Origin of the sequence: Bradyrhizobium oligotrophicum (assembly GCF_051168495.1) — a bacterium.
GTDB classification, from domain to species: domain Bacteria; phylum Pseudomonadota; class Alphaproteobacteria; order Rhizobiales; family Xanthobacteraceae; genus Bradyrhizobium; species Bradyrhizobium oligotrophicum_A.
Map to the genome: position 1 here is coordinate 1 of NZ_JBNPVB010000032.1, position 21,040 is coordinate 21,040.

Consider the following 21,040-nt stretch of genomic DNA (forward strand, 5'->3'; position numbering starts at 1 on the left):
GCAAGCCATTGACATGGCTTGCGTTCAACCGTGCCGTTCGGTCGGAGCGCGTGCTGCGCTTGCAGTTTCTGCGAACTAAATCAAAGCCATCTGTGGCACCAATCGTAGTACAGCGGGCTCAAGCGTAGAATATCGAAAGTCTCTTGAATCCCTCGCTTGAAAAGACCAAGCGTGATCAGGACCTGCTTGCACCTCGTATTCTCGTGCGAGTTCTCTGCCCTCTTGGAAGGCTCTTTGTTTTGCCAAGACAGTTCTCTGTTTCTTTGCGCCCATTGGACGGGCCACCGGCCGCCGTTCCTCTCAGCCACGATTCGAAAATCGTTCGAACGCGGTCAGGCGCTGCAGCCGGGGTTCGACGTCGCAGAGATAGACCTCCTCTCTGAGAAAGGCGATCTCGGCTTCGATGGCGGATTGCTGGATGTCGATATACCAGGACTTCGGCCGGCCATCGGTGCCGTCGGCCCACCGGTAGCCGCGCTTCTTCAGGGTATCCTTGAGGCCGAAGGGAGACTGCTCTGCCCACACCCTCATGATCGGCTTGCGCGCGGTCTGGAGGAGGGCAGCCAATGCCGGGGCCCCCGTCGTCGGCAGGACGAAATCCAGGACCTCGAGCAGAGCGTGGCAGTCGTCAACGGCGCGATGGGCCTGGTGGAAGAATCCGGCGCCGTGCAGAAGATATCCCAGCTGCGCGCCGGCGAAACCGTGTGAGCGCCAGTCGACCTCGGTCGCGCTGCAGCCCCAGGCCTTACGCTCGAAAATCGGCCAGTAGCGCTCGGCGAACCGACGGTCGAAGGCCGCGTTGTGGGCGATGACGATGGCCGCGCCGGCGACGAACGCCGATACCGCGTCCGGATCGATACGCTGTCCGGCGACCATCTCGTCGGTGATGCCGGTGAGCGCCGTCACCTCGGCGGAGATGGGGCGGCTGGGTTCGTGGAAGGCGGAGAAGACGCTCCTGACGCCGACGATGCGACCTTCCCGGGTGTAGTCGAATGACAGCATGCCGAGTTCGATGATCTCGTCCCGGGAGTGGTCGAGGCCGGTAGTTTCGGTATCCAGCAGGACGGCCGTCCTGACCTCCTCTCCGATGGCGGCAGGGGAGGGGGCTCGGGGGACAAGCCTGCGCAGCACCCGGTAATCGGGCGATTGGGCGAGCGCATCTGCCATGGCCGCCAAGTCGGCAGCCTCGTCAAAATGGTGTCGGTGGAATCGCGGCGCGGCAGTCATGACGCGCCACCATACCCAAGCAAATGACCGCCAGGTATCGGAGAGTCGGGCGATTCACGGCCATTTTCGGCCCACCTCGAGCCTCTCAGGGCAGTGCGAAGAGGATCACTTGGTCTCCCGATGTTGATCAGCCGCCATGTCGGAACCCGGCGTTGTCATCCGTCTTGAATCTGGACCGTTGAAACCGGAGTTCCGCGTACATGGCCCCGCGCGCCAACTGGAAAGGCTTCCTGCGCCTGTCGCTCGTCACCTGCCCGGTGGCCCTCTACCCGGCCACGTCCGAGTCCGAGAAGATCAGCTTCAACCAGCTAAACCGGACGACGGGTCACCGGATCAAGTACGTCAAGGTCGATGCCGACACCAGTGAGGAGGTCCCCAACGAGGACATCGTCAAGGGCTATGAGCTCGAGAAGGGCCAGTACATCGAGGTCTCGAAGGAGGAGCTCGAGGAGATCGCCCTGGAGTCCACGCGCACGATCGAGATCGACGAGTTCGTCGACAAGACCGACATCGACCCGCGCTACCTGATCCGCCCCTACTATCTGCGCCCGGATGGCAAGGTCGGCCATGACGCCTTCGCGGTGATCCGTGAGACCATCCGTGAGATGAACAAGGTCGCGATTGGCCGGATCGTGCTCACGAACCGCGAGCACATCATCGCGCTGGAGCCGATGGACAAGGGCCTGGTCGGCACTCTGCTGCGATACCCTTATGAGGTGCGGTCGGAGCAGGAGTATTTCGAAGAGATTCAGGACGTGAAGATCACGAAGGACATGCTCGACCTCGCCCGGCACATCGTGAACCAGAAGGCGGGGACGTTCACGCCGGAGAAGTTCGAGGACCACTATGAAACCGCGCTGGTCGACCTGATCAACCAGAAGCGTGCGGGCAAGACGATCCGCCCGAAGGCCCGGCCGAAGGGGGAGAACGTGGTCGATCTGATGGAGGCGCTGCGCCGCTCGGTCGGGCAGCAAGCGCAGCCTTCGGAGGCGGCCAAGCCCGCGAAGAAGCCGAAGAAACCTGCTGCCGGCCAGAAGGAGATGCTGATGCCGATCGCCGGCAAGAAGGCTGCCGCCAAGGAGGCGCCGGCGAAAAAGCCAGCCGCCGGCCGTCAGCGGAAATCCGCTTGAAGCATCCCGTGACTCCGGACGGGCGCTACTTCGTGGTCCGCGGGCGCCTTTGGCGAATGGCTGATCCGAGGCTCGGAGAGACCGAGCGCTCCGATCTGACGCGCCAGCTGATGTTGGCCAGGCGCGCCGTTCGAGCGGCCAAGATGGCGGAGGACCCTAAGGACGTAGCCGCGGCACACCGCGCCGTGGACCAGGCCAAGAGAGCGCCGGGGGAGCGGGGGCCGGTCTGGTGGACGGACGGCTCGCCCGATTTCAACCGCCACATGGCGAAGAACACGCCTTACGCCACATGGTACGCTGAAGTCTCACGATCGTGCAGGTAAACTCCCGTGTCACGTAAGCTGAAAACCTATCAGACCTCGCTCGGATTTTACGATCTCGCGATCGCTGCGCCGTCCATGAAGGCCGCGCTCGAAGCGTGGGGCGCCGGCAGCAATCTTTTCCATCAGGGGGTCGCCAAGGAGACCGAAGATCCGGACGTGGTCGCGGCCACCATGGCAAAGCCGGGCGTGGTCCTGAAGCGCCCGGCCGGATCGAGCGGCCGCTTCGCAGAACAAGCTGGTATGCCAGACTTAGATGATGACTCCAGCGGTGCGAAGAGAAGGCGCCGTCTCGAACCGAAACGGAAAGCGGCACCCGAGATCAGCGCGGAGGACAAGCGCAAGGCCGCCGTGGAGTTCGAGCGCGAGCAGAAGAGACGCGAGGCCGAGCGCCGCAGGCAAGAGGCAGCGCGGGAGAAAGAGCGGGCCAGACGTGAAGAGCTGATCGTCAAGGCGCAGGCGGCGCTGGAGGCAGGACAGCGGCAGTACGAAGAACGAAGGGAAGCTCTCGACGCCGAGCGGTTTGACCTGGAGAAAAGAATCGAGGCCGAGGAGACGCGATGGGAGAGCGAACGGAGAAAGCTCAACGAAACGCTGCGCCAGTCGAGGGATTAGGTCTCCACGCTCTATTCCCGGCGGCCTCAGGGCAGCATTCGTCCAGCAGCCGAACATGAGTCGAATTAACTATGACAGCGGGCACCGTGTCCGACAGATTGTCCCTTCCTAGGCCTCGCGAAGAAAGTGTAATAGGCTGTTAACTATCGATTTTTCATCAGATTTGAGTGCGGTGCAGTATGCGCGCTGCTGTTGTCATCTCATGCTGCTTTTTGGCTCTCTCTTCCGCAACTGCGCGAGAGGTAAAGGGAGTTCCGCAAATTGTTGACGCGGACACCGTTTACGAGGGGACCGTCAAGATTCGACTTCTTGGGATCGACGCGCCTGAGACGGACCAGGTTTGCCTGGACGCGGGTGGTAAGGCTTGGGATTGCGGCATTGTAGCCAGAGAACAGCTGAGAGCCTTTGCGCGCGAGCAATCCTGGAACTGCGAACTGACCGGCCAGGACGTCTATAGGCGGCATCTTGGGTCCTGCACAGTTTCTGGTCAGGATGTCTCACGTTGGCTAGTGAGAAACGGCTGGGCGCTAGCGTTTCGACGCTACTCGACGGTCTATGTTGCGGACGAAGATCTCGCCCGAGAACAGAAGCGCGGCCTCTGGAGCGGCGCTTTTGTAGCTCCCTGGGAGTGGAGGCATCGCAGCAACAATACCGTGATCCTTGGCGCGGTCGCCGTACCCGTGCAGGCGCAACGGATACTGATGGCGCCGGCTACTGTGGCCGAGCCGCCTTCGCCCGCTTGTGTCATCAAGGGCAATCTTAAAGGTGCTCATGAATGCATCTATCACGTGCCCGGAGGACGGTTCTACGATCGGCTGTCGATGGATCGAAGCTCGTCTCGTCGTTGGTTTTGCTCGGTAGCGGATGCTGAAGCCGCTGGCTGTCGCAAGTCCAAGCTCTAGATGCAGATTGAGATCCTTATGAAATCTACCGGCACACGTCAGTCAGCGCTCACACGCATTTTGGGCCTCCTGAGCCAACCCGTTCATCACTATCAGCCGGCGACAAACATCTTTCTCGATCTCAATGTCGACCGCATAGCCGATGAGCTCCAACTCATCGAACACGGGAGAGAACGGGGAGCGCAAAACCATCCTGCTTCAGATGTACAGACGCTCGACGATATCGAGCATCAGATCATTGAAAGAATTGAGCGGCACAAGCAGGACTCCCACTCGATATACCTTGATCACCTGCACACCTATGATGAACGCGTCACGGCACTCAGCTTCGAGGAGCGCTTCGCGACTATTCAGCAGGCGGCACCCGAGGCCGTAGGTGATTTCAGGGCCGAGGCGACTGTCGGCCGAGATGAGCTGTTTGCCTTACGGCGTCGGCTCAATGAATCTGAAATCGAACGGGAGCGCTTTCGCACCCGTCATCGGATAGAACGGCCCGCCAGGCTAGCTAGCCCGGGGAAAGTCATTCTGAAGATCGGCATCCTAGCAATCCTGTTCGTTTCCGAAGTGGTGGTGAACGGCAGCTTTCTTGCCAATGCAAACATAGGCGGTCTGCTAGGAGGGTTGGTCCAGGCGGTGGTATTCGCTGCCTTGAACATCCTTGCGAGCTTCCTCTGCGGCATGGTGCTCATCCGTCTGGTCAACCAGCGAAGCTACTTCCTGAAGCTGCTCGGCGTCTTATCGTGTGTCGGCTATCTTGCTTTTGCCGTCGTACTGAACTTGACCCTTGCCCACCTGCGCGAGATTCCACCGACGATCAGCGGCGACGTCGGCCAAGAGGTGCTCCACCGTCTCCAAACCGCACCGTATATGCTCACCGACATCAATTCGTGGGTATTCTTCAGCGTCGGCTTTATTTTTTCTCTGGTCGCGATGGCCGACGGCTTGATGTTCTTTGACCCCTACATGGGGTATGCTGGCCTAGAACGTCGATGGCTAGACGCGAGCAAGCAGTTTTCGGGTGTCCGGAGTGAATTAATCGATCGACTACGCGACATTCGCGAGGACTGCACCGACGCCATGAACAATGCGGCGAGGGACCTCTCCGTTCGACGTGGGGAATACGATTCGCTGCTTCAAGGTAGGGGGCGCCTCGCCCAGCGCTTTACTCAGCACCAGAACCAGACAGAGCAAGCTGGCCGTGCCTTGCTTGAGATCTATCGCGAAGCCAACCGACGGGCACGTTCTACACCGCCCCCGAGCACCTTTTCGCGCAGCTATACTATGGAGCGCATCATCTACGCTGGCGGTGAACCGGATTCAACGGCTAGGGAACACCTGCGGAAGATGATCGCCGAAACCCAGGAGCTTCTAAACCAGCAGATCAAAGGCATTCATGAGGCCTTCGACGATGCCGTAAAGACATATCGTGAGATCGACGAGCTGCTGCCGGAGAAGAAGAGTGGCTAAGAGGCGCCCCAAACGGCAGAGAGCGTCCGGCATCGGTTGGGCCGGCATTGGGGGGATCTTGCTGATTTTGGTCGCAGTCGCATGTGTCGCTGCCCTAGCTTATTTCTATTTATCGACACCCAAGCGACCCGCTCTCGATGCACAAAGCCTGTGCCCCCTTGATGGTCCGCACGGTATCAACGTGGTCTTGGTCGATACGTCCGACGACTTGCCCGAGGCGACGCGGCGGGAGGTGCAAGTGATCCTCGACGACCTAGTCGCCACTCTTCCTCCGTTTTACAGGCTTGATATCCGGGTGCTCGATATCGTACGCGGCCGCAGTCGTTCGTTGTTTTCAAAGTGCAATCCGGGTGACGGTGCGGGCCTCAGCGAATGGACCGATAATCCCAGAATTGCTCGGCTGCGTTGGATAGAGAACTTCCGTAAGCCGGCATCTGAGGCAGTGAAGAACAGCATAGCCTCGGCCAAAGCTGCCAGTTCACCGCTCATGGCAGCGATCCAAGATATTGCCATTGATGAGTTTTCGGGTGCGGCCAATCAGAACGCAAAGAAAGCTCTGATAGTGATCTCCGACATGATCGAGTACACGCGAGACTATAGCCAGTACCCTTCTGCCGGTGATCTTACGTTCCAGCGCTACAAACAATCACCAGCCTACATGAAGTATCGCACCGAATTGTATGGCGCCGCAGTATCAATCCGGTATGTCACGCGCCAGCCGAAGGGGCAGCCCCTGCTCAATGACATCAAGCACGCCGAGTTCTGGATTCAATGGATGAAGGATATTGGCGCGTCCTCAGTTGACGTCAAACGACTGCAGGGAGCCTAGGCATGGCTGTTCAAAACAACCTTCGAATTGCACCAGGGTTGGCCAACGGCCTGCTATTCTTCTCGGTGGTGGCGCTGGGTAGCGGCTATATTACTATCTCCAAGATGTATAGCTGGCCGGCGCTGTACGTCACCTCTGTTCCAGTTCTCATCATGATTGGATACGCGCTCATCCTAGGAATTGCGCGGCTCTTTCGCCTGCGGGACGACCAGTCGGGCGATAATCTCTATTACATGGGGTTCCTGTTCACGCTGACGAGCCTTGCCGTTTCGCTCTATCAATTCAGGGCTGACGGGGCCGCCGAGCAGATCGTTCAGAACTTTGGTATTGCCATCGCATCGACGATCGCCGGCATCACACTCCGTATCTTCTTCAATCAGATGCGGCGAGATCCGATTGAAGTGGAAGCGACCGCCCGACTGGAGTTGGCAGATGCTTCGCGAAAAGTGAAGCGTGAGCTTGAAAGCACGGTTTTGGAATTTGGGTACTTCCGACGCATGACTCAGCAGTCGATTACAGAGGCGTTGGACGAGATAAACGAAGCGCTAGGCACTGCGAGCGATAAGCTCGCGACCGAGATCCGGACGTTCGCGCAAACGGCCGGAAAACCTCTGGAAGAAGCCTCCCAGAAGTCTGGCAAAACTCTCGACGCCCTGAACGAAAAGGTTGTCGATACTCTCGAAACGGCTTCGGCCCGCCTCGTAAATGAGTCCGACCAGCTTTCGCGAAGTACGGCTAGTATCGTAAAGGCGATTGATGGCCTCGCGGCCAAGCTCGCATCGATGCAAATGCCTGAGCAGATCATTGAGATAAAGCTCGCGCCGGTCATTTCCGGGTTAACAAAGGCAATCAACTCATTCAGTAAGAGTGCCGAGGTTCAAGCCAAGACGATTGATTCGAGCCTCCGCCAAACGCAGGCCATGGGTGCCGCTATTGATCGCCTCGTGCAGACTGTTCAGGCTGCAGAGGCTGCGCGCCCACCCGCTGGACCTTGGGGGTCCAATAATCGTGCGCCCTAGCCGCTGAAAGGTTGCAAGCATGGCTATGGATGGAGAGATCATTCAGCAGCGCTCGTCGTATCGACAGGGCCTTGTGCTCGGACTGACGATGGCTGAAATTATGCTGCTGTTGGTATTCTGTCTCCTCATCGCGATGGCCACCTTCTTGAAGCGCGAACAAGACAAGCGCTTAGCTGCCGAGCAGCAGCTGCAGCGGCAAGTCGCGCAGAACCAGCGTGATCGAGACGTGGTGGCCGCGCTACGGGAGAATACAGCGGTCTCGGAGAAGCTTAAGAACGTTTCGGGCCTGACCGATCCCGCAGAGATCGATAAGTATTGGCGGGAGCTGGTCGACAGCCAAACGGCGATGGCCGATCTTGAGCGGAGTGGGGTATCGATCAAGGAGATTCGAAGTCGGATCGCCGATCTGGAGAAGCTGAAAGCAAGCGGCTTAGATATCGAAAAGGCTCTCAAGAATGCCGAGACAGTCAACGCAATTAATCGGGCGATGTCAAAGTCAGGTCAGCCTCCACCCTCGACGACCGCGATTCTGGAGAAACTTGAACGTGGATCAGCCGAGACTCCCGGAGCAGGGCCGAGTGGCCACCAGTGGCCGCCGATCATTACACTGAGTGACGCAGCGGGTTATTCATTCAAGAGCGGCAGCGCGGAGCTTTCACAGAAACTGATGGATGCGCTGACCGGCAAAACGCCTGAGGAGATCTTGGCATACATCAAAAAGTACGACGTGGATGTTATTGAAGTCGTTGGCCACACCGACGAACAGCCACTTGGCGTTCGGCCAACGAATTTGGACCGCGATCTCCCTTCCGTCCTCAAAGGCACCTCAAACATTTCGACGTTGGTTCCTGCCGACAACGCCGGCCTCGGGCTGGCGAGGGCGGTTTCTGTTGTAAGCGTGCTCCGACAGAGCCAACTCTTGGCGCCTTACAAGCTCTTGCCACTATCGGGCGCCCAATTGGTCAACACGGACGAGACGTTGTCGATCGAAGGGGCTCCACGTGATGATCCGCAGCGCCGGCGCATAGAGATCCGATTGCGGAAATCGGTGCCTCGCGAGATAACATCAACCATTCCGCTTGAGCCAGCTATTACAACGCCAGTGCCCATGCCAAGGTCGAGACCTGTTCAGAAGCCACAACCTCTATCGGTCACACCGGCACCCAAGCCGGTCCGAGCTCCCTTATGGACACCTGGAAACTGACCGTTGGCTGCCTTAAGGGCTGGGCTCTTAGACTCTGCCCGGAGCGGGTTCGCCATTTCCGCCCAGTCTGCATCATCCGCGTCCGTCCAGAGATCCCTGCGCTTACGAATCCGAAGAGTCGCAGGTCCCTCTACTTCGTGTAGGATCGGATGACGCATGGCTGTCAATCGGCGTTCAAATATTGCAGGCCGAATGACATCGTCAGCATCGAAATTCACTCCATCACCAAGAATCCTTCCGCTCGCCTCCTCGTTCCGTGCGGCTAGCGAGCAGCAGGGATTCGAATCTGGCGATGCTGACCCTGGGGCGGGCTGACGATTTGGGGCGGGCCTCTCTCGGGCAAGTTGAAACGCATTGAGGCGGACTTAGAAGCACAGCTGCTTGGTGCGCCTTGGCGAAATTGCGGATCTATGGGTCCATGGTAGGATCCCAGCGGAGCACGGGAAGCGATCGGTGAATACCAAAGGCTCGGCGCAGGGATCCAAGCGGACTGACTGGACAGCCGAGCAGGTTGCCATCGTGGTCGCAAACTACTTCGTGCTTCTCGAGAAGGAGCGCGCCGGCGAGAAGCTCAACAAGGCCGAATTATACCGTAGATTGGCGCCAGACGTGGGCCGATCCGAGAAATCGATCGAATGGAAACTTCGAAACGTATCCGCGGTCCTGGACGAGCTTGGGATCGCCTGGGTCTCTGGGCTGGTGCCCGCCCATAATTACCAGGACTCTCTGGTGGAGGCCGTAGAGATCCAGTTAGGGCGACATCCGAAGGTTCTTACTGGCCCGACCTCGGTGGCGCCGCGTTTTACGCCGGCGGGAGCGCCTGTGTTGGTCCCACCACCTGCCTTCCTCAATTCGGACCTGCAGGACCGTCATCCGGCGCTGCAGCGCCTGGTCCGGAAATACGACCCGGCAGTGAGGGACGAGTTCAACCGCTCCCTAGGGCGCGCCGGCGAGGAAATGGTGTTCAAGTTCGAATTTGATCGACTCTGCCGGGCTGGCCGGCGTGATCTCGCAAAGGAAATGGATTGGCCTGCAGATCGCGGTGAAGACCATCGAGGCTACGACGTGCGAACCTTCGAATCGGACGGCGAGGAGCGGCTCCTCGAGATCAAAACCACAAACGGGCACGCGCGGACTCGCTTCTGGTTGTCGCGTACCCAGTACGAAGTTGCGGCTCAGAACCCGTCGACTTACCGCGTCCGAAGAGTCTTCCATTTTCAGAACGGTGCTCAGATGTTTGACATCAAGCCCCCGCTCCACGCCAGTCTAGAACTCATCCCGGACAAGTACGCGGCGGTGCCCAGGTAGACTATGTCGCGGTTCGGCATGCCCAGACTATGTGGTCAGCCTTGCCCAAGCAGATTGCCATGAGGTATCCGCGATTTAGGCGATTCACGGCCATTCGGAGAAAGTCCGTTGGCTCAGGTCGGCTGGCGTTCGGGTCTACTCCGTGGACGCAGGGCCAAGGGGCCAACGCGACAGGTCCATCCCGAGATGCAGGTCCAGCTCATCGAGAACCTCTTTGATCTCGTTGAGCGACTTGCGTCCGAAGTTCGGTGACGTGATCATAGAGCGCGAGGACCCAGATCAAAGCGCAGCCAGCCACCAGGCTGATTAGCAAGCCCGCGTATCCACGAGAGATGAGCACGCAAAGCGGCGGCGGCAGATCGCTGAGACCGCCACGCAAGTAGATAATCCAGCCGGTAGCAAACGGCACAAATGCGAACCCAATCCAGGTCCAGTAGCAGTGGAAAATGACATCGCTGCGCATAGTCAATCTCCTTCATTTCCATGGAATAGGGAATGCATTCCGCCGCAATGTTTCCGTTCCCGTCTGACGGAACGTCGGGGAAGCGATCGGCCACTGGCCAACGAGCCACAGCCTTCTTGGCTTCTTCTGTCGACTTTAACTGCACCCAGATGCGATCGCCCGACACGATCTCCTGATCTACGAGTTCGACCTCGAAGTCGACCCCATAGTCCTTCGCGATCGGCCGTATGACCCACTCGTCCGGCAGTAGACCATGAAACAACTTGATGGATGCATCCTCCATCACATGTTGGCGCGGGCGCTTCATCGCTTGCCTCGGGGAGGACGCTTGATCTCGTCGACTACGAAATGCGGTAGGACGTTATCATAGCCGAGTAACCGACGTCACGAACGGCCGTCTGTCGCGTTTGGAACACAGCCATAAGGCGCTGTCGTTACACAGACGGTCCCAAACACGATTGGAGGTGCTGTGCGGCGATGGAGAACACGACCAGAAAGGTTGCGCGGGCGCAACGTCGATAGTTTTGGCGGCTTTGCCAAGATGAAAGGTGGTACCCCATTTCATTGGGCCGCAGGTATTCAAGGCGACCCGGCCGGCTCGCTCGTCTTGGCCATCCGTCAAAATATTGTCACGACCCCTGATTGCGTCATTCAATAAATCGCTCTAGCATCGTCCTAAATGGACGGGGGCGTTCATGATTATTCGACGCATATTTCGAAGACTTGCTGCTTTTTCTCTTGCCATTGTATTGCCAACCGGTCTGGGTGCCCAGCCGGCGAGACTTGTTGGAACGATTGGCGGATCATTTGACGTTAGCCTTTCTGGAACGTCGACTTACACCATTCCGATCCGCGTCGCTCCGGGAGCCGCTGGCACAGAACCAAAGCTGGCTCTGACGTACGACAGTCAAGCGCCAGCGGGTTCGCTTGGCGCAGGTTGGTCGGTCACTGGGATTTCGACGATTGCGCGAGGGCCAAAGACGCGCTTCGTAGATGGCGTCGTCGAAGGCGTCGATTTGTCTGACAATGACGCTTTATATCTTGATGGGCAGCGTCTCATTCCGATCAAAAAGACGGGGAGTGGACCTGGCAGAAGGATTGAGTTTAGAAAGGAAATTGACGATCAAAGCCAAATTATTCAGCTTGGCACAGATATTTCGTCCTCCAGGTTCGTTGTCAGGACTAAGGGCGGTCTAACGATACTTTTTGATGGGGACACTCCATCGTTTGCGACCGGTGGTACAAACAATAGCCGGGTGATGTTCCCAGGTGGCCCGACGTTTCTGCTGGCTGCCTCCCGCATCATCGATACGGCCGGCAACTTCATCCAATTCGAGTACAACCAGGGCGATGGCGATTATGATGTCGCTCGAGTCTACTATACAGCTCACGGTTCTCTTTCCGAGACCGGTGACCTTACCGTCGACCGCAATCCGTTTGCAGTGGTCACCTTTGAGTATGAGGCTGCGCCGCGGTTGATCGAGAGCTATGTCGCCGGTTTTGTATACAAACGAAAGACACGCCTAAAATCGATCGCTTCGCTTGCGACCTCAAATCCAGGTTTGCCGGTAGCCAACTGGTCGCAGGCCTCCCGCTATCTCTTGGAATACGAGGATCGACCAACAACCTCCAATCGCTTTGTCTTAACTTCAGTCACTCAGTTTGGTGCAGACGGAAGCACAATCGAGCCTACGAGATTTACCTATTCCGGGCCTGCCATCGGTTGGAAGGAGCCATCTTTCGCTCTGCCGGTTGGAACGGCTTTCGCGACCCGATACCAACTCGCCGGCGCTTACAAATTCACTCGTTTCACGGACTCCGCTTTGCGTACGCCGGATCTTCTTTTCTCTGCGCAGATTGGCGGCCGACACGAGGCGTTTGCCTACCAAAATAATGCAGGCACATGGGCCGATGCTCCAGCCGGATTTAAGCCGCCGTTCCCCTTTACGAATTCAGATGGCGCTGATCTTGGCGCTCTACTGCTCGACGTAAACGGAGATGCGAAGCCCGACCTCCTTCAAAGTCACAAGCCGAAAGACGCTTCTTCAGACCGGAGCGCGTACCTCGCCGACACCAATGGATGGACAAAAGCCGACGGCTACGTTCTTCCGTTCGACCTAAGTCGCGAAGGAAAGAGAATTGCAAAGATCCTGACGGCGCGGTTGAGTGGAGCGGCTGGTCCTGACGTGCTTTTCGAAAGTGGCGGCCAATCAGGCTTCCTGAGAAATGCCGGAACGGGATGGCAATCCGTCAATGATCTGAAGCCTCCACTGCCTCTTGATGCCTACTCTCGGCTAATCGATGTCGACTGCGATGGAAAACTGGAATTTGTTGGTGTCGATGCTTCTGCAGGAGCGCCGCGATGGCGGGTTTTCCGGTTTTCGAGTACCAAATGGAACGAAGAGCTTGATGAGAAATTTGGTCCCCAGCAGATTCCTGCTTCTACCGATCCTCAAGCCATACAAGACATCAATTTTCCTGGGACCACGTGCGCTGGCTTGATTGCCGCCACAGCACAGAACGGTGGTTTCCGCATCGCGCTTCAGCCCAACGCCGGTGGCTGGGACGTTTCTTCGAGAACACCAATCTTTGATTTGGTCGATCAGAATGGTCGACCAGCCAAACCGGTGATTACAGATGTAAATGGAGACGGTCGGCTCGACGTTATAGCTCACCAAATCGACCCACAATCGACCCCCATCAAGCTGGCTTACGCGCAAACAGCAGCGGGCTGGGCTCCTCTGCAAAACTCGTTCGAGCCACCTCCGCTAGGCAGCTTAGATCCGAACGCGTTGCCGTTCTTTGCCTACATCGGCGACTTGGATGGTGATAGTCGGCCAGATATTGTTTTGCCTGGCGGCTCGGGAGCGAGCCTTGGCCGAGTCTGGAAGGGCACGACCTCGGGATTTGAAGAGATACCCGACTACGGCCCGAAAGTGCCCTTCTCCCGGCGCGATAAGCAAGATCGTGGTATCCGAATTCTCGATCTCAATGCTGACGGGCTGCCGGACATCGTCTTCAATCGCGAGACGGCCGATTCGTCGTCTGATCCTTTTGCAAAGGGAGCCTTTATCAACACCGGCAAGGGCTGGCTGTCCGCTCCCGGATTTATACCGCCGCTGCCATTTGCCTCTGATCACATCCTAGGAAATCCCGTTCAGTTTGTTGATGTCGACGGTGATGGCTTTGTCGACATGCTATACAGCTATCGCAAAGCAGGCGGGGAACTCGTTCGCGCCTATTTTCGCAATGAGCCATGCAAACTGGATACGACCGAAGACCCCAGCATCTGCGGGGAGGTAAGCGCGCGCGACGTCCGATTCAATCGCAAGTGGGTCAAGCAAGAGGGGTCCGCATTCACGCCGCCAGACGGGTTACCATTCGCCGAAGAGAACATCGGGGACCTCGGCGTTCGCTTCGTTGACCTCGATGGTGATGGACGCGTGGATCTAATCGCTGGAATGATTCCTCCGGCACCGTCGCCGATTCCTCCGATCGAAAATTGCCGTGACGAGAACGGAATCCAAATCTGCGAACTAAATCGCTCAATTTTCCGGGTATCAGCGTTTCTTAACACGGGTAGCGGATGGGCGCGGGCGCCGCAATACGATCCGCCGCTTCCCTTTGTCGGTCAATTTGCAAACTTAGGAAGCCGGACCCGCGAACTTTCAGTCGAACTCATCGATGTGGACGGAGATCGGTTGCCAGACATCGTCGCAGGATCCAAGCATCCATATTCACAGACCAAAGACATTTTCGAGGTGTGGCGCAATACTGGAGCGGGTTGGCGAATTGACGGATCAATTTCGCTTCCAAATCATACCAACGGCACCCGTCTTTTCCTGGATGAAGGGTCGCGCGACTCCCGAGCATCTATCCAGTGGGCAGATGTCAACGGCGATGGCCTAGCCGACATAGTATTTACCAGACTTAGAGGCGCGACCAACGAATCGGAGACGTTCTTGTCCACCGGGCGCGGTTTCGTTCTGAACGGTGATTGGAAAATCCCGACGGATGCATTGCTAGATAGAGATGGAGACTCGGGGCTTCGCCTTATCGACATGAACGGCGACGGCCTACTCGACGTACTTTACTCCCGGCAGATATCTGGGTCGAAGCAAACGGGACTGTTCGTAAATAACGGGTCCGGTTGGGTTGGTGTAGATAGCGCGATTGTCCAGGTGTTGCCGGCTTTCGTAGACCAGGACGGTAATGACCTCGGCATCCGCGCGTTGGACGTTGACGGCAACGGAATTCTGGATGTCGTCGAGTCGTATGTTACCGCGGACTCTCCCGGTGCAACCAGAAACAAGGTTTTATTAAACACCGGACGCCGCACCGATGTCTTGGCTTCCATCGACGCCGGCTATGGTCTCAAGACAACTTTGTTTTATCAATCGATGCTGGAAGCAAATCCGGACGGTATTGGCGAAAACGTAACGACGGTCGTTCCCTGGAATTCTGTGTACGTCCCCGGCACGCCCCAGCCCTATCCAATTATCACCCCAGTGCCAGCGACTTACGTTGTCCGCCGCGCAGTCGTTGCCGAATCTTCAGATCGAACTATCGGCTTCTCTTATCGCTACGGCGACTTTCGCATGCATGCGCTTGCGATGCGCTCTCTTGGTTTTGGTTGGCGTGAATCGTTCAACGAAGATCCGAATAGTCGGATCGTAACGCGCGTTGAACTCCTGCAAGACATCAAGCAGAGGAATAATCCGGTTCGCGAGGCCGCGTGTCATATTCCCGTGGACTTCGATGAGGCAACAACAACTCCATCCAATCGAACGCGACCTTTTGACTCCTCTCGGAGCAATCTATGCCCCGCGGTTCTTGATGCCGCTTTCGGATCTGTTCGAAAGCTCTCAGAGACGGCAAACGTTTGGGCGGTGAGGGAAGGAGAGGTAGGCGGCGTCGACGGGTTGCCTCGGCATACAATCCGGCAATTGCATCTGGCAAAGACGTCGTCCGTGACCTTCGAACTCGACGGCGGAGTACTCACCAGCCAGACGGATACGTTCCGTTTCGACGAACCGGGAGACATCCTCCAGCGCCGTCTGAATGCGCTGGAAACCCTGAGCGAGCGGGGCGATGGCACCTCCGTTCGCACTACTAACGAATATGGTGAGGATAGCGAAGCCCGCTGGTTTTTTGGACGGTTGACAAAGGCAGTGTCGGTCAAAACCGGAGATCAGATCACGTCTGATAGTCCTGCGCGCAGCCAAGAATCCCGGACCGCCACATTCGGATATGACCGCCGGACTGGCCTATTGCGCTACGAAGCCAAGAATACTGATGTGCCGGAGAAAGCCGTAACAAGCACATACGAGAGAGATTCGTACGGAAACGTTGTCGCGACACAAGTCTCGGCATTTGGCGAACAGCCAAGAACAAGCCAAAAGGAGTTCGATACCCTCGGGCGATTTGCCGCGGCCGACATTAATGCGCTAGGCCATCGGATAACTCGAACTTACAACGAAGCAACTGGCGCACAGACCTCGACCACTAACTCAAATGGACTTACGACCAGGTTCGAGTACGACGCCTTCGGACGGCTCGTCTCCGAGACCTCCCCGATGGGAACGACCACAACGACTACCTTTCTAAAGGTGTCGGATCTGCCGGATGCGAATGCAGCGCGCAGCGGGCTAGCCACTGCGGTGTATGTGCTTAAGTCGCAGTCGTCGGGAACTGCTGCATCATTTAAGATCTTGGATAGCAAGGGGAGGATTTTACGTACGATTGCGGACGGGTACACGTCTGACGCGTCTGCGACGCGACCGATCCAGCGCGATGTTAAATACGATAGCCTCGGTCGGACGCTCGGCACGACTCTGCCCTATGAGCGGGGTAAGCCAATGTTCTGGGCTACGGCACAGTATGATCTGCTCGGTCGCGTCAAAGAAGCATCAACGCCGAGCGGCGCAACCACAAAGACGACCTTTAGATCGAGAACTGGCGGCGGCTCAATCGTAACTATCACCGATCCTTTGGGACGTCAGACGACGTCGGAGTCAAATATGCGGCGATTGACCGTCGCCGTCACCGACGCTCTGCAGGGCAAGATGACCTACAGCTATGATGCCGGCGATAGGTTGCTTCGCTTTGTCGGCCCTGGAGGAGCCGTGACATCGCATTCCTATGATGCCGTCGGCCAACGCGTCGGAACGTCGGATCCTGATTCAGGCAATTGGCAGTACAGCTACGATCCATTCGGTCGTCTTGTCAGGCAGGTCGACGCGAAGCGCCAAGTGACTACCGTTGAGTATGACTTGCTTGGACGGCCGCTGCGCAAGGCACAAAACGACATCGTGAGTTGGTGGGAATATGACACAGCAGCGCACGGAATAGGTATGGTCGCATCGATCACCGGCGCCGACGGTTACAAAGAAAGCTCCTTTTACGACGAGTTCGGCCGGAAGGCATCATGGTCGGTGACGGTGAACAACGAGACGTTCTCAACGTCGACTGAGTACGATCGCCAAGGCCGTGTGAATCGTACGCTCTATCCCGATGGGTTTGGCGTCCAGAACGTTTATGATGCGAAGGGTTACCTGACCGAAGTCCGTGATAGCCGCAAAGCCACCGCCTACTGGAAGGTAAGCGAGATCGATCACTATGGGCGTGTTGCGCGCGATACCTACGGTAACGGCTTCGAAACAATTTGGACGTTTGAGGACCAGACAAGTCGGCCGAAGCAACTGCAGGCTACGAAGTCTGGCAACACTATCGTTGATTTGAACCTTCAATTTGATCTGGTCGGAAACCTCTCGCGTCGAGAGGAAAAGATTGGGCTACGTACAGGTCAGCCGATCGTTGAGACCTTCGAGTATGATGCTCTCGACCGGCTCACTAGCATGACTAAGTCCAACGCAGCGCGCGAGCGATATGCTTTCGATGCATCCGGCCGCTTTACCTTCAAATCGGGGATTGGCGACTATTCCTACGTACCATCAGTTGTCCCGGCAACGCGAGTTATCGAGGATACAGATGCTAAGCCATTTCATGCTGTCGAGGCCACTCAGCTAGCTGGAACGCGAACGAGCTACGGTTATGACGCAAATGGAAGCCTTGTGCGAAGCCCGGCAGGGATACTCGAGTATACCGCTGACAATCGTCTCAAAACCATCTTTGCCGACCAGGCTCGATGGGTGAGATTTGATTACTCGCCGTCGGGCTCTCGTTACAGACAATTCGAACGAGTCGGCCCAGAGTCGAGGGAAACTATTTACGTTGGGGCATATGAGCGCGTTACGCAGTTTACCGGCGCTCTTACCGAGGCCAGGAGAGGTCGCATTACAAGACACAGGCACTATTTGACAAACAGCGAAGGAGTTTTTGCTGCTGTAGAGTTGAATAGTGAGTATGCTGATGTACTCGACCAAGAAAACACTCGTCCTGGATCGCCGGTAAAGCCGCCGTGGAGCCGACTGGAGACGACCAAGGTATGGTACTTGCACCGGGATCAACTCGGCTCGGTTCTGAAAATCAGTGACGAAGCCGGACGCGTTGCCGCCTCCTATTGGTATGACCCGTGGGGCAAGAGGACAGCGTATGTCAATGATCCAACGGGAGATACCCGGTCGGGATTAAAGTTAGAAAAGACGTGGGATCGCGGTTTCACGGGCCACGAACACCGAGATGCTTATTCACTAGTGCATATGAATGGCCGAGTGTTCGATAGCGCGCTGGCCAACTTTACATCCGTCGACCTGATAACGCAGTCGCTCGGCGACTCGCAGACCACCAACGGGTATCAGTACGCAAGACGGAATCCGTTACGATACGTCGATCCGACTGGCTTGGGGTTCGATCCGATAGGAGCAATTGTTGGAGGAGTTGTCGGCTTCTTTGTCGGCGGGCCAGCTGGTGCTGTTGCGGGCTTTATCATTGGCGGCTCTGCACAGGAGGTTGGCAAGTGGGTAAAGGAGCATTGGAGAGAGGTCCTCATCATCACCGTGACAATCGCAGTCGCTGTGGTGGCGTCTCCGCTGGGGCCTGTCGCCGCGGGACTCATTGCCGGTGCGGTTCAAGGCGCGCTCTCGAGTTACCTTTATGGAGGTTCGACAGAAGATATTTTGGCAGGCGCTTTTAAGGGAGCCGTCGTCGGTGCGATGATGGGAGGAATTGCTTACGGCGTGCAGACGGGGGCATTGAACCCTTACGCCGCAGCAGCAATGACCGCCCATGTTAGTGGTGTATCGGCGGCAGCAAACGGAGGCGACTATTGGACCGGGGCGAAAGTCAGTTTGATAACCTCTGCCGGTGCCGCGACACTCCAACAAGTTCCGCAATACGACTCGAGTCCTGCGGCTCGGATAGCAGGGTCAGCGGCATTGGGCGGCACTGCGGCCGAACTGAGTGGCGATAAATTCGAGAATGGCGCTGTTACAGGAGCCTATCAAGGCGTTGTATCGGAGGTCGCCCGAATGCATGCAGAGCGTCGAGAAAGATCGCTGACCTTTGGGGAACGGCGCCTTATTGCTGGCGCCGATGAAATTTCCAACCTGGACATGGACAAGGCCAGGGTCGTTCGAGGTCGATATATGTTGTTTCAATTCTCGGAAACGGCGATGTCGCCTGACGGGAAGATGTATTTCCCCGAGAGGATCTATTGCCCGGACTTCTCGATATGCGGAGCTGACAACTACGCCATAAGACAAAACCGCGGCTGGTTCCTGCATGAATCGACACACGTCTGGCAGACGCAACAGGGAACGAATGTAGCCTTGGAGGGTCTAATGCTCCGGGTACAGAATCCGCTGACCGCGATCTTTAGTACGGAGCGCTTATACAAGCCGAATTATGGTATTCCGTTCAAAGACAACAATATTGAGCAGCAGGGCGACTGGGTTAAGGACAAACACTGGAATCATAATCCATACTGAGTGGATGCGCCGCTGTGCGCACATACTCTTCTTTCGCTAGCTTGCACTGGCCCAAGCGATGCTTGGTTTGGCTATGCGCCTGAATTCGCCGGCGGCTAGGCCATTTCGCGTTGCATTACATATAGAAACTATATCGGGGTGCGATTGCCTGGCCTTCCGGAACATACTTCAACACTTCACCTACATGTCTGGCTGCAGCGATCGCTATCGGTAGGCCATTATCAAACTGCGTGTTATTCCAATTCATCTTAGTAAGGGCGAGCATCTCTTCGGCAACGTGTTGATGCTGCTGCCCCAGTGCTTGGCACCGCAGCATCAGCGGACGCGGCACGTACATTCCCGGAGAAGTACGAAAGAACTCAACACTGCCGCGTGTGTAGAGAAGAGCTTGGGCCTTGTCGAAGCGCAGCGAAAGAACCTCGGTGCGGGGGGGTAAATGCCCAGGCGATACAGGCGGTTCAACGATTTCTGCACCCAGATGAAATCCGCATAATCGATATCTCTCTCGTCAATGGCCTTGTGAAAACCGTCGAGCTCATTGCGATCGAATCTGGATGTCTTGTGCAAAGCCACCCGTGCGGGCCAGTGCCCGTGCCGATCCCTGAACACCTTGAGTGAGTTTCGCAACAGGTCGTACGCATCCTGTGCAGTCAAGTGTGGCTTGCGATCCTCATCGCTTTCGACCATGCGGCCGCCGCGTAGGATCAAGCCTTCCCCGCGCTCGTCAAACATTTGAGCTGTGCTCGTGCACCTGCTCGCCATCCACCGAGCGGTGAAAGCTGAGCCCAACGTAGGAAGTCCTTAGTTGCTGCGCATCGCGCGCTAAACGCCAAGGCAGCCATCCGGCTTTGTAGTAAGCAGCCGTCAGCAAATTCCACGCGATCGTGGCCGGATCCTGCGTCCGTCTTTCGCTGCTCTCCTTGAGCTTACGGGAAATCTTGTAGGCTGGGTCGAACGTTGTCGGCCAAAGTAACTGTATTGGAAGTCTTAACCGCATGCAGGCGACCTTCAACAGGCCCCGGAAATCCAGGTCGGGTCCGGCCTCCGTCTCATCATCGTCCTCGCCCCCAACAACGTCACGAGCATTGTAGGTACGCTCGATAATCTCGATCGGTAATGCCACCAGAACCACATGCGGTTTCACGGTGCGCTCGGACAACACTCCGATCTCGTTCGAGATCGCTTCCACGACCGCTTGGGTCATTTCCCTCTGACTCGGTATGGCAACCAGGCGAGCGATCTCGCGGGGCGGCATTATGCGGTGCAGTTCGTCCGACGTTAGAAACTCGCATCTAAACGTCGTCTCGAAACTCGTGCCCGGGAAGGCGGGGAATAAGTTGGGCTGGCGACTCGTCTTTGCGGGAAAACCCTCGCTACATCGCTCGATCCATTTGCGGTCCCTTCCACCGTCTCAGCGCTGCCGACGATGCCTAGCCTGATACGTGTCGGCGCAGCGTCCATTCCGAGGTCGAAAGGACCATAGTCCATTATTCCAAATCTGATATCGACATGACGAAAGGCGCCGCCGAACTCGAGCAGCGGCTCTCCGAGATGTGTAAGTTTCATTGCCCCCTGTCCTCGACTGTCTCACCTGAGAGCGCATATTCCAACAGGGGCGATGATGGGTCGGCTTCTTGCGCCTTCCAGAGGTCGTCCGGCACGCCGACG

At 57.1% G+C, this 21,040-nt stretch carries 14 protein-coding genes and 1 pseudogene; 10 read left to right on the forward strand and 5 right to left on the reverse strand.

The genetic code is table 11. The annotated features are described in order from the left end of the window. Positions 1–300 precede the first annotated feature (300 nt). On the reverse strand, positions 301–1,227 hold the full coding sequence (locus tag ACQR1B_RS34370; protein ID WP_434874982.1) for a 3'-5' exonuclease: 927 nt from the start codon (positions 1,225–1,227) through the stop codon (positions 301–303). Between the two features lie 200 nt (positions 1,228–1,427). Here ACQR1B_RS34370 and ACQR1B_RS34375 point away from each other — a divergent pair, with 200 nt between their 5' ends. The 9 genes from ACQR1B_RS34375 to ACQR1B_RS34415 all read left to right on the forward strand — a co-directional run bounded on the left by ACQR1B_RS34375 (position 1,428) and on the right by ACQR1B_RS34415 (position 10,021). Continuing rightward, entirely contained in the window at positions 1,428–2,357 is a 930-nt protein-coding gene (locus tag ACQR1B_RS34375; RefSeq protein WP_434874981.1) for a Ku protein, read from the forward strand. Next, positions 2,354–2,680: a hypothetical protein gene (locus ACQR1B_RS34380; RefSeq protein ID WP_434874980.1), complete on the forward strand. Its 327-nt coding sequence runs from the start codon at positions 2,354–2,356 to the stop codon at positions 2,678–2,680. Before ACQR1B_RS34375 ends, ACQR1B_RS34380 begins: the two co-directional genes overlap by 4 nt. A gap of 6 nt (positions 2,681–2,686) precedes the next feature. Further along, positions 2,687–3,292 (forward strand): cell envelope biogenesis protein TolA, encoded by a 606-nt coding sequence (locus ACQR1B_RS34385; protein WP_434837373.1) that lies wholly within the window; start codon positions 2,687–2,689, stop codon positions 3,290–3,292. A 179-nt stretch (positions 3,293–3,471) separates the two neighbouring features. Further along, the gene (locus ACQR1B_RS34390; RefSeq protein WP_434837372.1) at positions 3,472–4,194 is read left to right on the forward strand and encodes a thermonuclease family protein; all 723 of its coding nucleotides are present in this window, start codon (positions 3,472–3,474) and stop codon (positions 4,192–4,194) included. Beyond that, entirely contained in the window at positions 4,195–5,661 is a 1,467-nt protein-coding gene (locus tag ACQR1B_RS34395) for a hypothetical protein (RefSeq protein WP_434837371.1), read from the forward strand. It begins immediately after the preceding gene. A gap of 58 nt (positions 5,662–5,719) precedes the next feature. Further along, the gene (locus ACQR1B_RS34400; protein ID WP_434837370.1) at positions 5,720–6,490 is read left to right on the forward strand and encodes a hypothetical protein; all 771 of its coding nucleotides are present in this window, start codon (positions 5,720–5,722) and stop codon (positions 6,488–6,490) included. Positions 6,491–6,492: 2 nt separating this feature from the next. After that, the gene (locus ACQR1B_RS34405) at positions 6,493–7,509 is read left to right on the forward strand and encodes a hypothetical protein (RefSeq protein WP_434837369.1); all 1,017 of its coding nucleotides are present in this window, start codon (positions 6,493–6,495) and stop codon (positions 7,507–7,509) included. A 19-nt stretch (positions 7,510–7,528) separates the two neighbouring features. Continuing rightward, positions 7,529–8,713, forward strand: coding sequence for a hypothetical protein (locus ACQR1B_RS34410; protein ID WP_434837368.1), 1,185 nt, complete (start codon positions 7,529–7,531; stop codon positions 8,711–8,713). Positions 8,714–9,166: 453 nt separating this feature from the next. Next, positions 9,167–10,021, forward strand: coding sequence for a DUF3883 domain-containing protein (locus ACQR1B_RS34415; RefSeq protein ID WP_434837367.1), 855 nt, complete (start codon positions 9,167–9,169; stop codon positions 10,019–10,021). A 135-nt stretch (positions 10,022–10,156) separates the two neighbouring features. On the opposite strand, the pseudogene ACQR1B_RS34420 reads toward ACQR1B_RS34415, so the two are convergent. Beyond that, positions 10,157–10,276 (reverse strand): annotated as a pseudogene (locus ACQR1B_RS34420) (hypothetical protein); the annotation flags it as partial. Between the two features lie 2 nt (positions 10,277–10,278). Beyond that, positions 10,279–10,791: a DUF4365 domain-containing protein gene (locus tag ACQR1B_RS34425; RefSeq protein ID WP_434837366.1), complete on the reverse strand. Its 513-nt coding sequence runs from the start codon at positions 10,789–10,791 to the stop codon at positions 10,279–10,281. A gap of 388 nt (positions 10,792–11,179) precedes the next feature. Here ACQR1B_RS34425 and ACQR1B_RS34430 point away from each other — a divergent pair, with 388 nt between their 5' ends. Further along, positions 11,180–19,372: an RHS repeat-associated core domain-containing protein gene (locus tag ACQR1B_RS34430; protein WP_434837365.1), complete on the forward strand. Its 8,193-nt coding sequence runs from the start codon at positions 11,180–11,182 to the stop codon at positions 19,370–19,372. A 315-nt stretch (positions 19,373–19,687) separates the two neighbouring features. On the opposite strand, the gene ACQR1B_RS34435 is transcribed toward ACQR1B_RS34430, so the two are convergent. Both ACQR1B_RS34435 and ACQR1B_RS34440 read right to left on the reverse strand, forming a co-directional pair. After that, positions 19,688–20,104 (reverse strand): hypothetical protein, encoded by a 417-nt coding sequence (locus ACQR1B_RS34435; RefSeq protein WP_434837364.1) that lies wholly within the window; start codon positions 20,102–20,104, stop codon positions 19,688–19,690. Continuing rightward, positions 20,097–20,576 (reverse strand): hypothetical protein, encoded by a 480-nt coding sequence (locus ACQR1B_RS34440; protein ID WP_434837363.1) that lies wholly within the window; start codon positions 20,574–20,576, stop codon positions 20,097–20,099. Before ACQR1B_RS34440 ends, ACQR1B_RS34435 begins: the two co-directional genes overlap by 8 nt. Positions 20,577–21,040: the final 464 nt, after the last annotated feature.

What these genes read in the sequence shown, in the direction of transcription:
- ACQR1B_RS34370 (WP_434874982.1), bottom strand. Translation starts at nt 1,227, where the DNA reads ATGACTGCCGCGCCGCGATTCCACCGACACCATTTTGACGAGGCTGCC.
- ACQR1B_RS34375 (WP_434874981.1), top strand. Translation starts at nt 1,428, where the DNA reads ATGGCCCCGCGCGCCAACTGGAAAGGCTTCCTGCGCCTGTCGCTCGTC.
- ACQR1B_RS34390 (WP_434837372.1), top strand. Translation starts at nt 3,472, where the DNA reads ATGCGCGCTGCTGTTGTCATCTCATGCTGCTTTTTGGCTCTCTCTTCC.
- ACQR1B_RS34395 (WP_434837371.1), top strand. Translation starts at nt 4,195, where the DNA reads ATGCAGATTGAGATCCTTATGAAATCTACCGGCACACGTCAGTCAGCG.
- ACQR1B_RS34405 (WP_434837369.1), top strand. Translation starts at nt 6,493, where the DNA reads ATGGCTGTTCAAAACAACCTTCGAATTGCACCAGGGTTGGCCAACGGC.
- ACQR1B_RS34410 (WP_434837368.1), top strand. Translation starts at nt 7,529, where the DNA reads ATGGCTATGGATGGAGAGATCATTCAGCAGCGCTCGTCGTATCGACAG.
- ACQR1B_RS34425 (WP_434837366.1), bottom strand. Translation starts at nt 10,791, where the DNA reads ATGAAGCGCCCGCGCCAACATGTGATGGAGGATGCATCCATCAAGTTG.
- ACQR1B_RS34430 (WP_434837365.1), top strand. Translation starts at nt 11,180, where the DNA reads ATGATTATTCGACGCATATTTCGAAGACTTGCTGCTTTTTCTCTTGCC.
- ACQR1B_RS34435 (WP_434837364.1), bottom strand. Translation starts at nt 20,104, where the DNA reads ATGTTTGACGAGCGCGGGGAAGGCTTGATCCTACGCGGCGGCCGCATG.
- ACQR1B_RS34440 (WP_434837363.1), bottom strand. Translation starts at nt 20,576, where the DNA reads ATGACCCAAGCGGTCGTGGAAGCGATCTCGAACGAGATCGGAGTGTTG.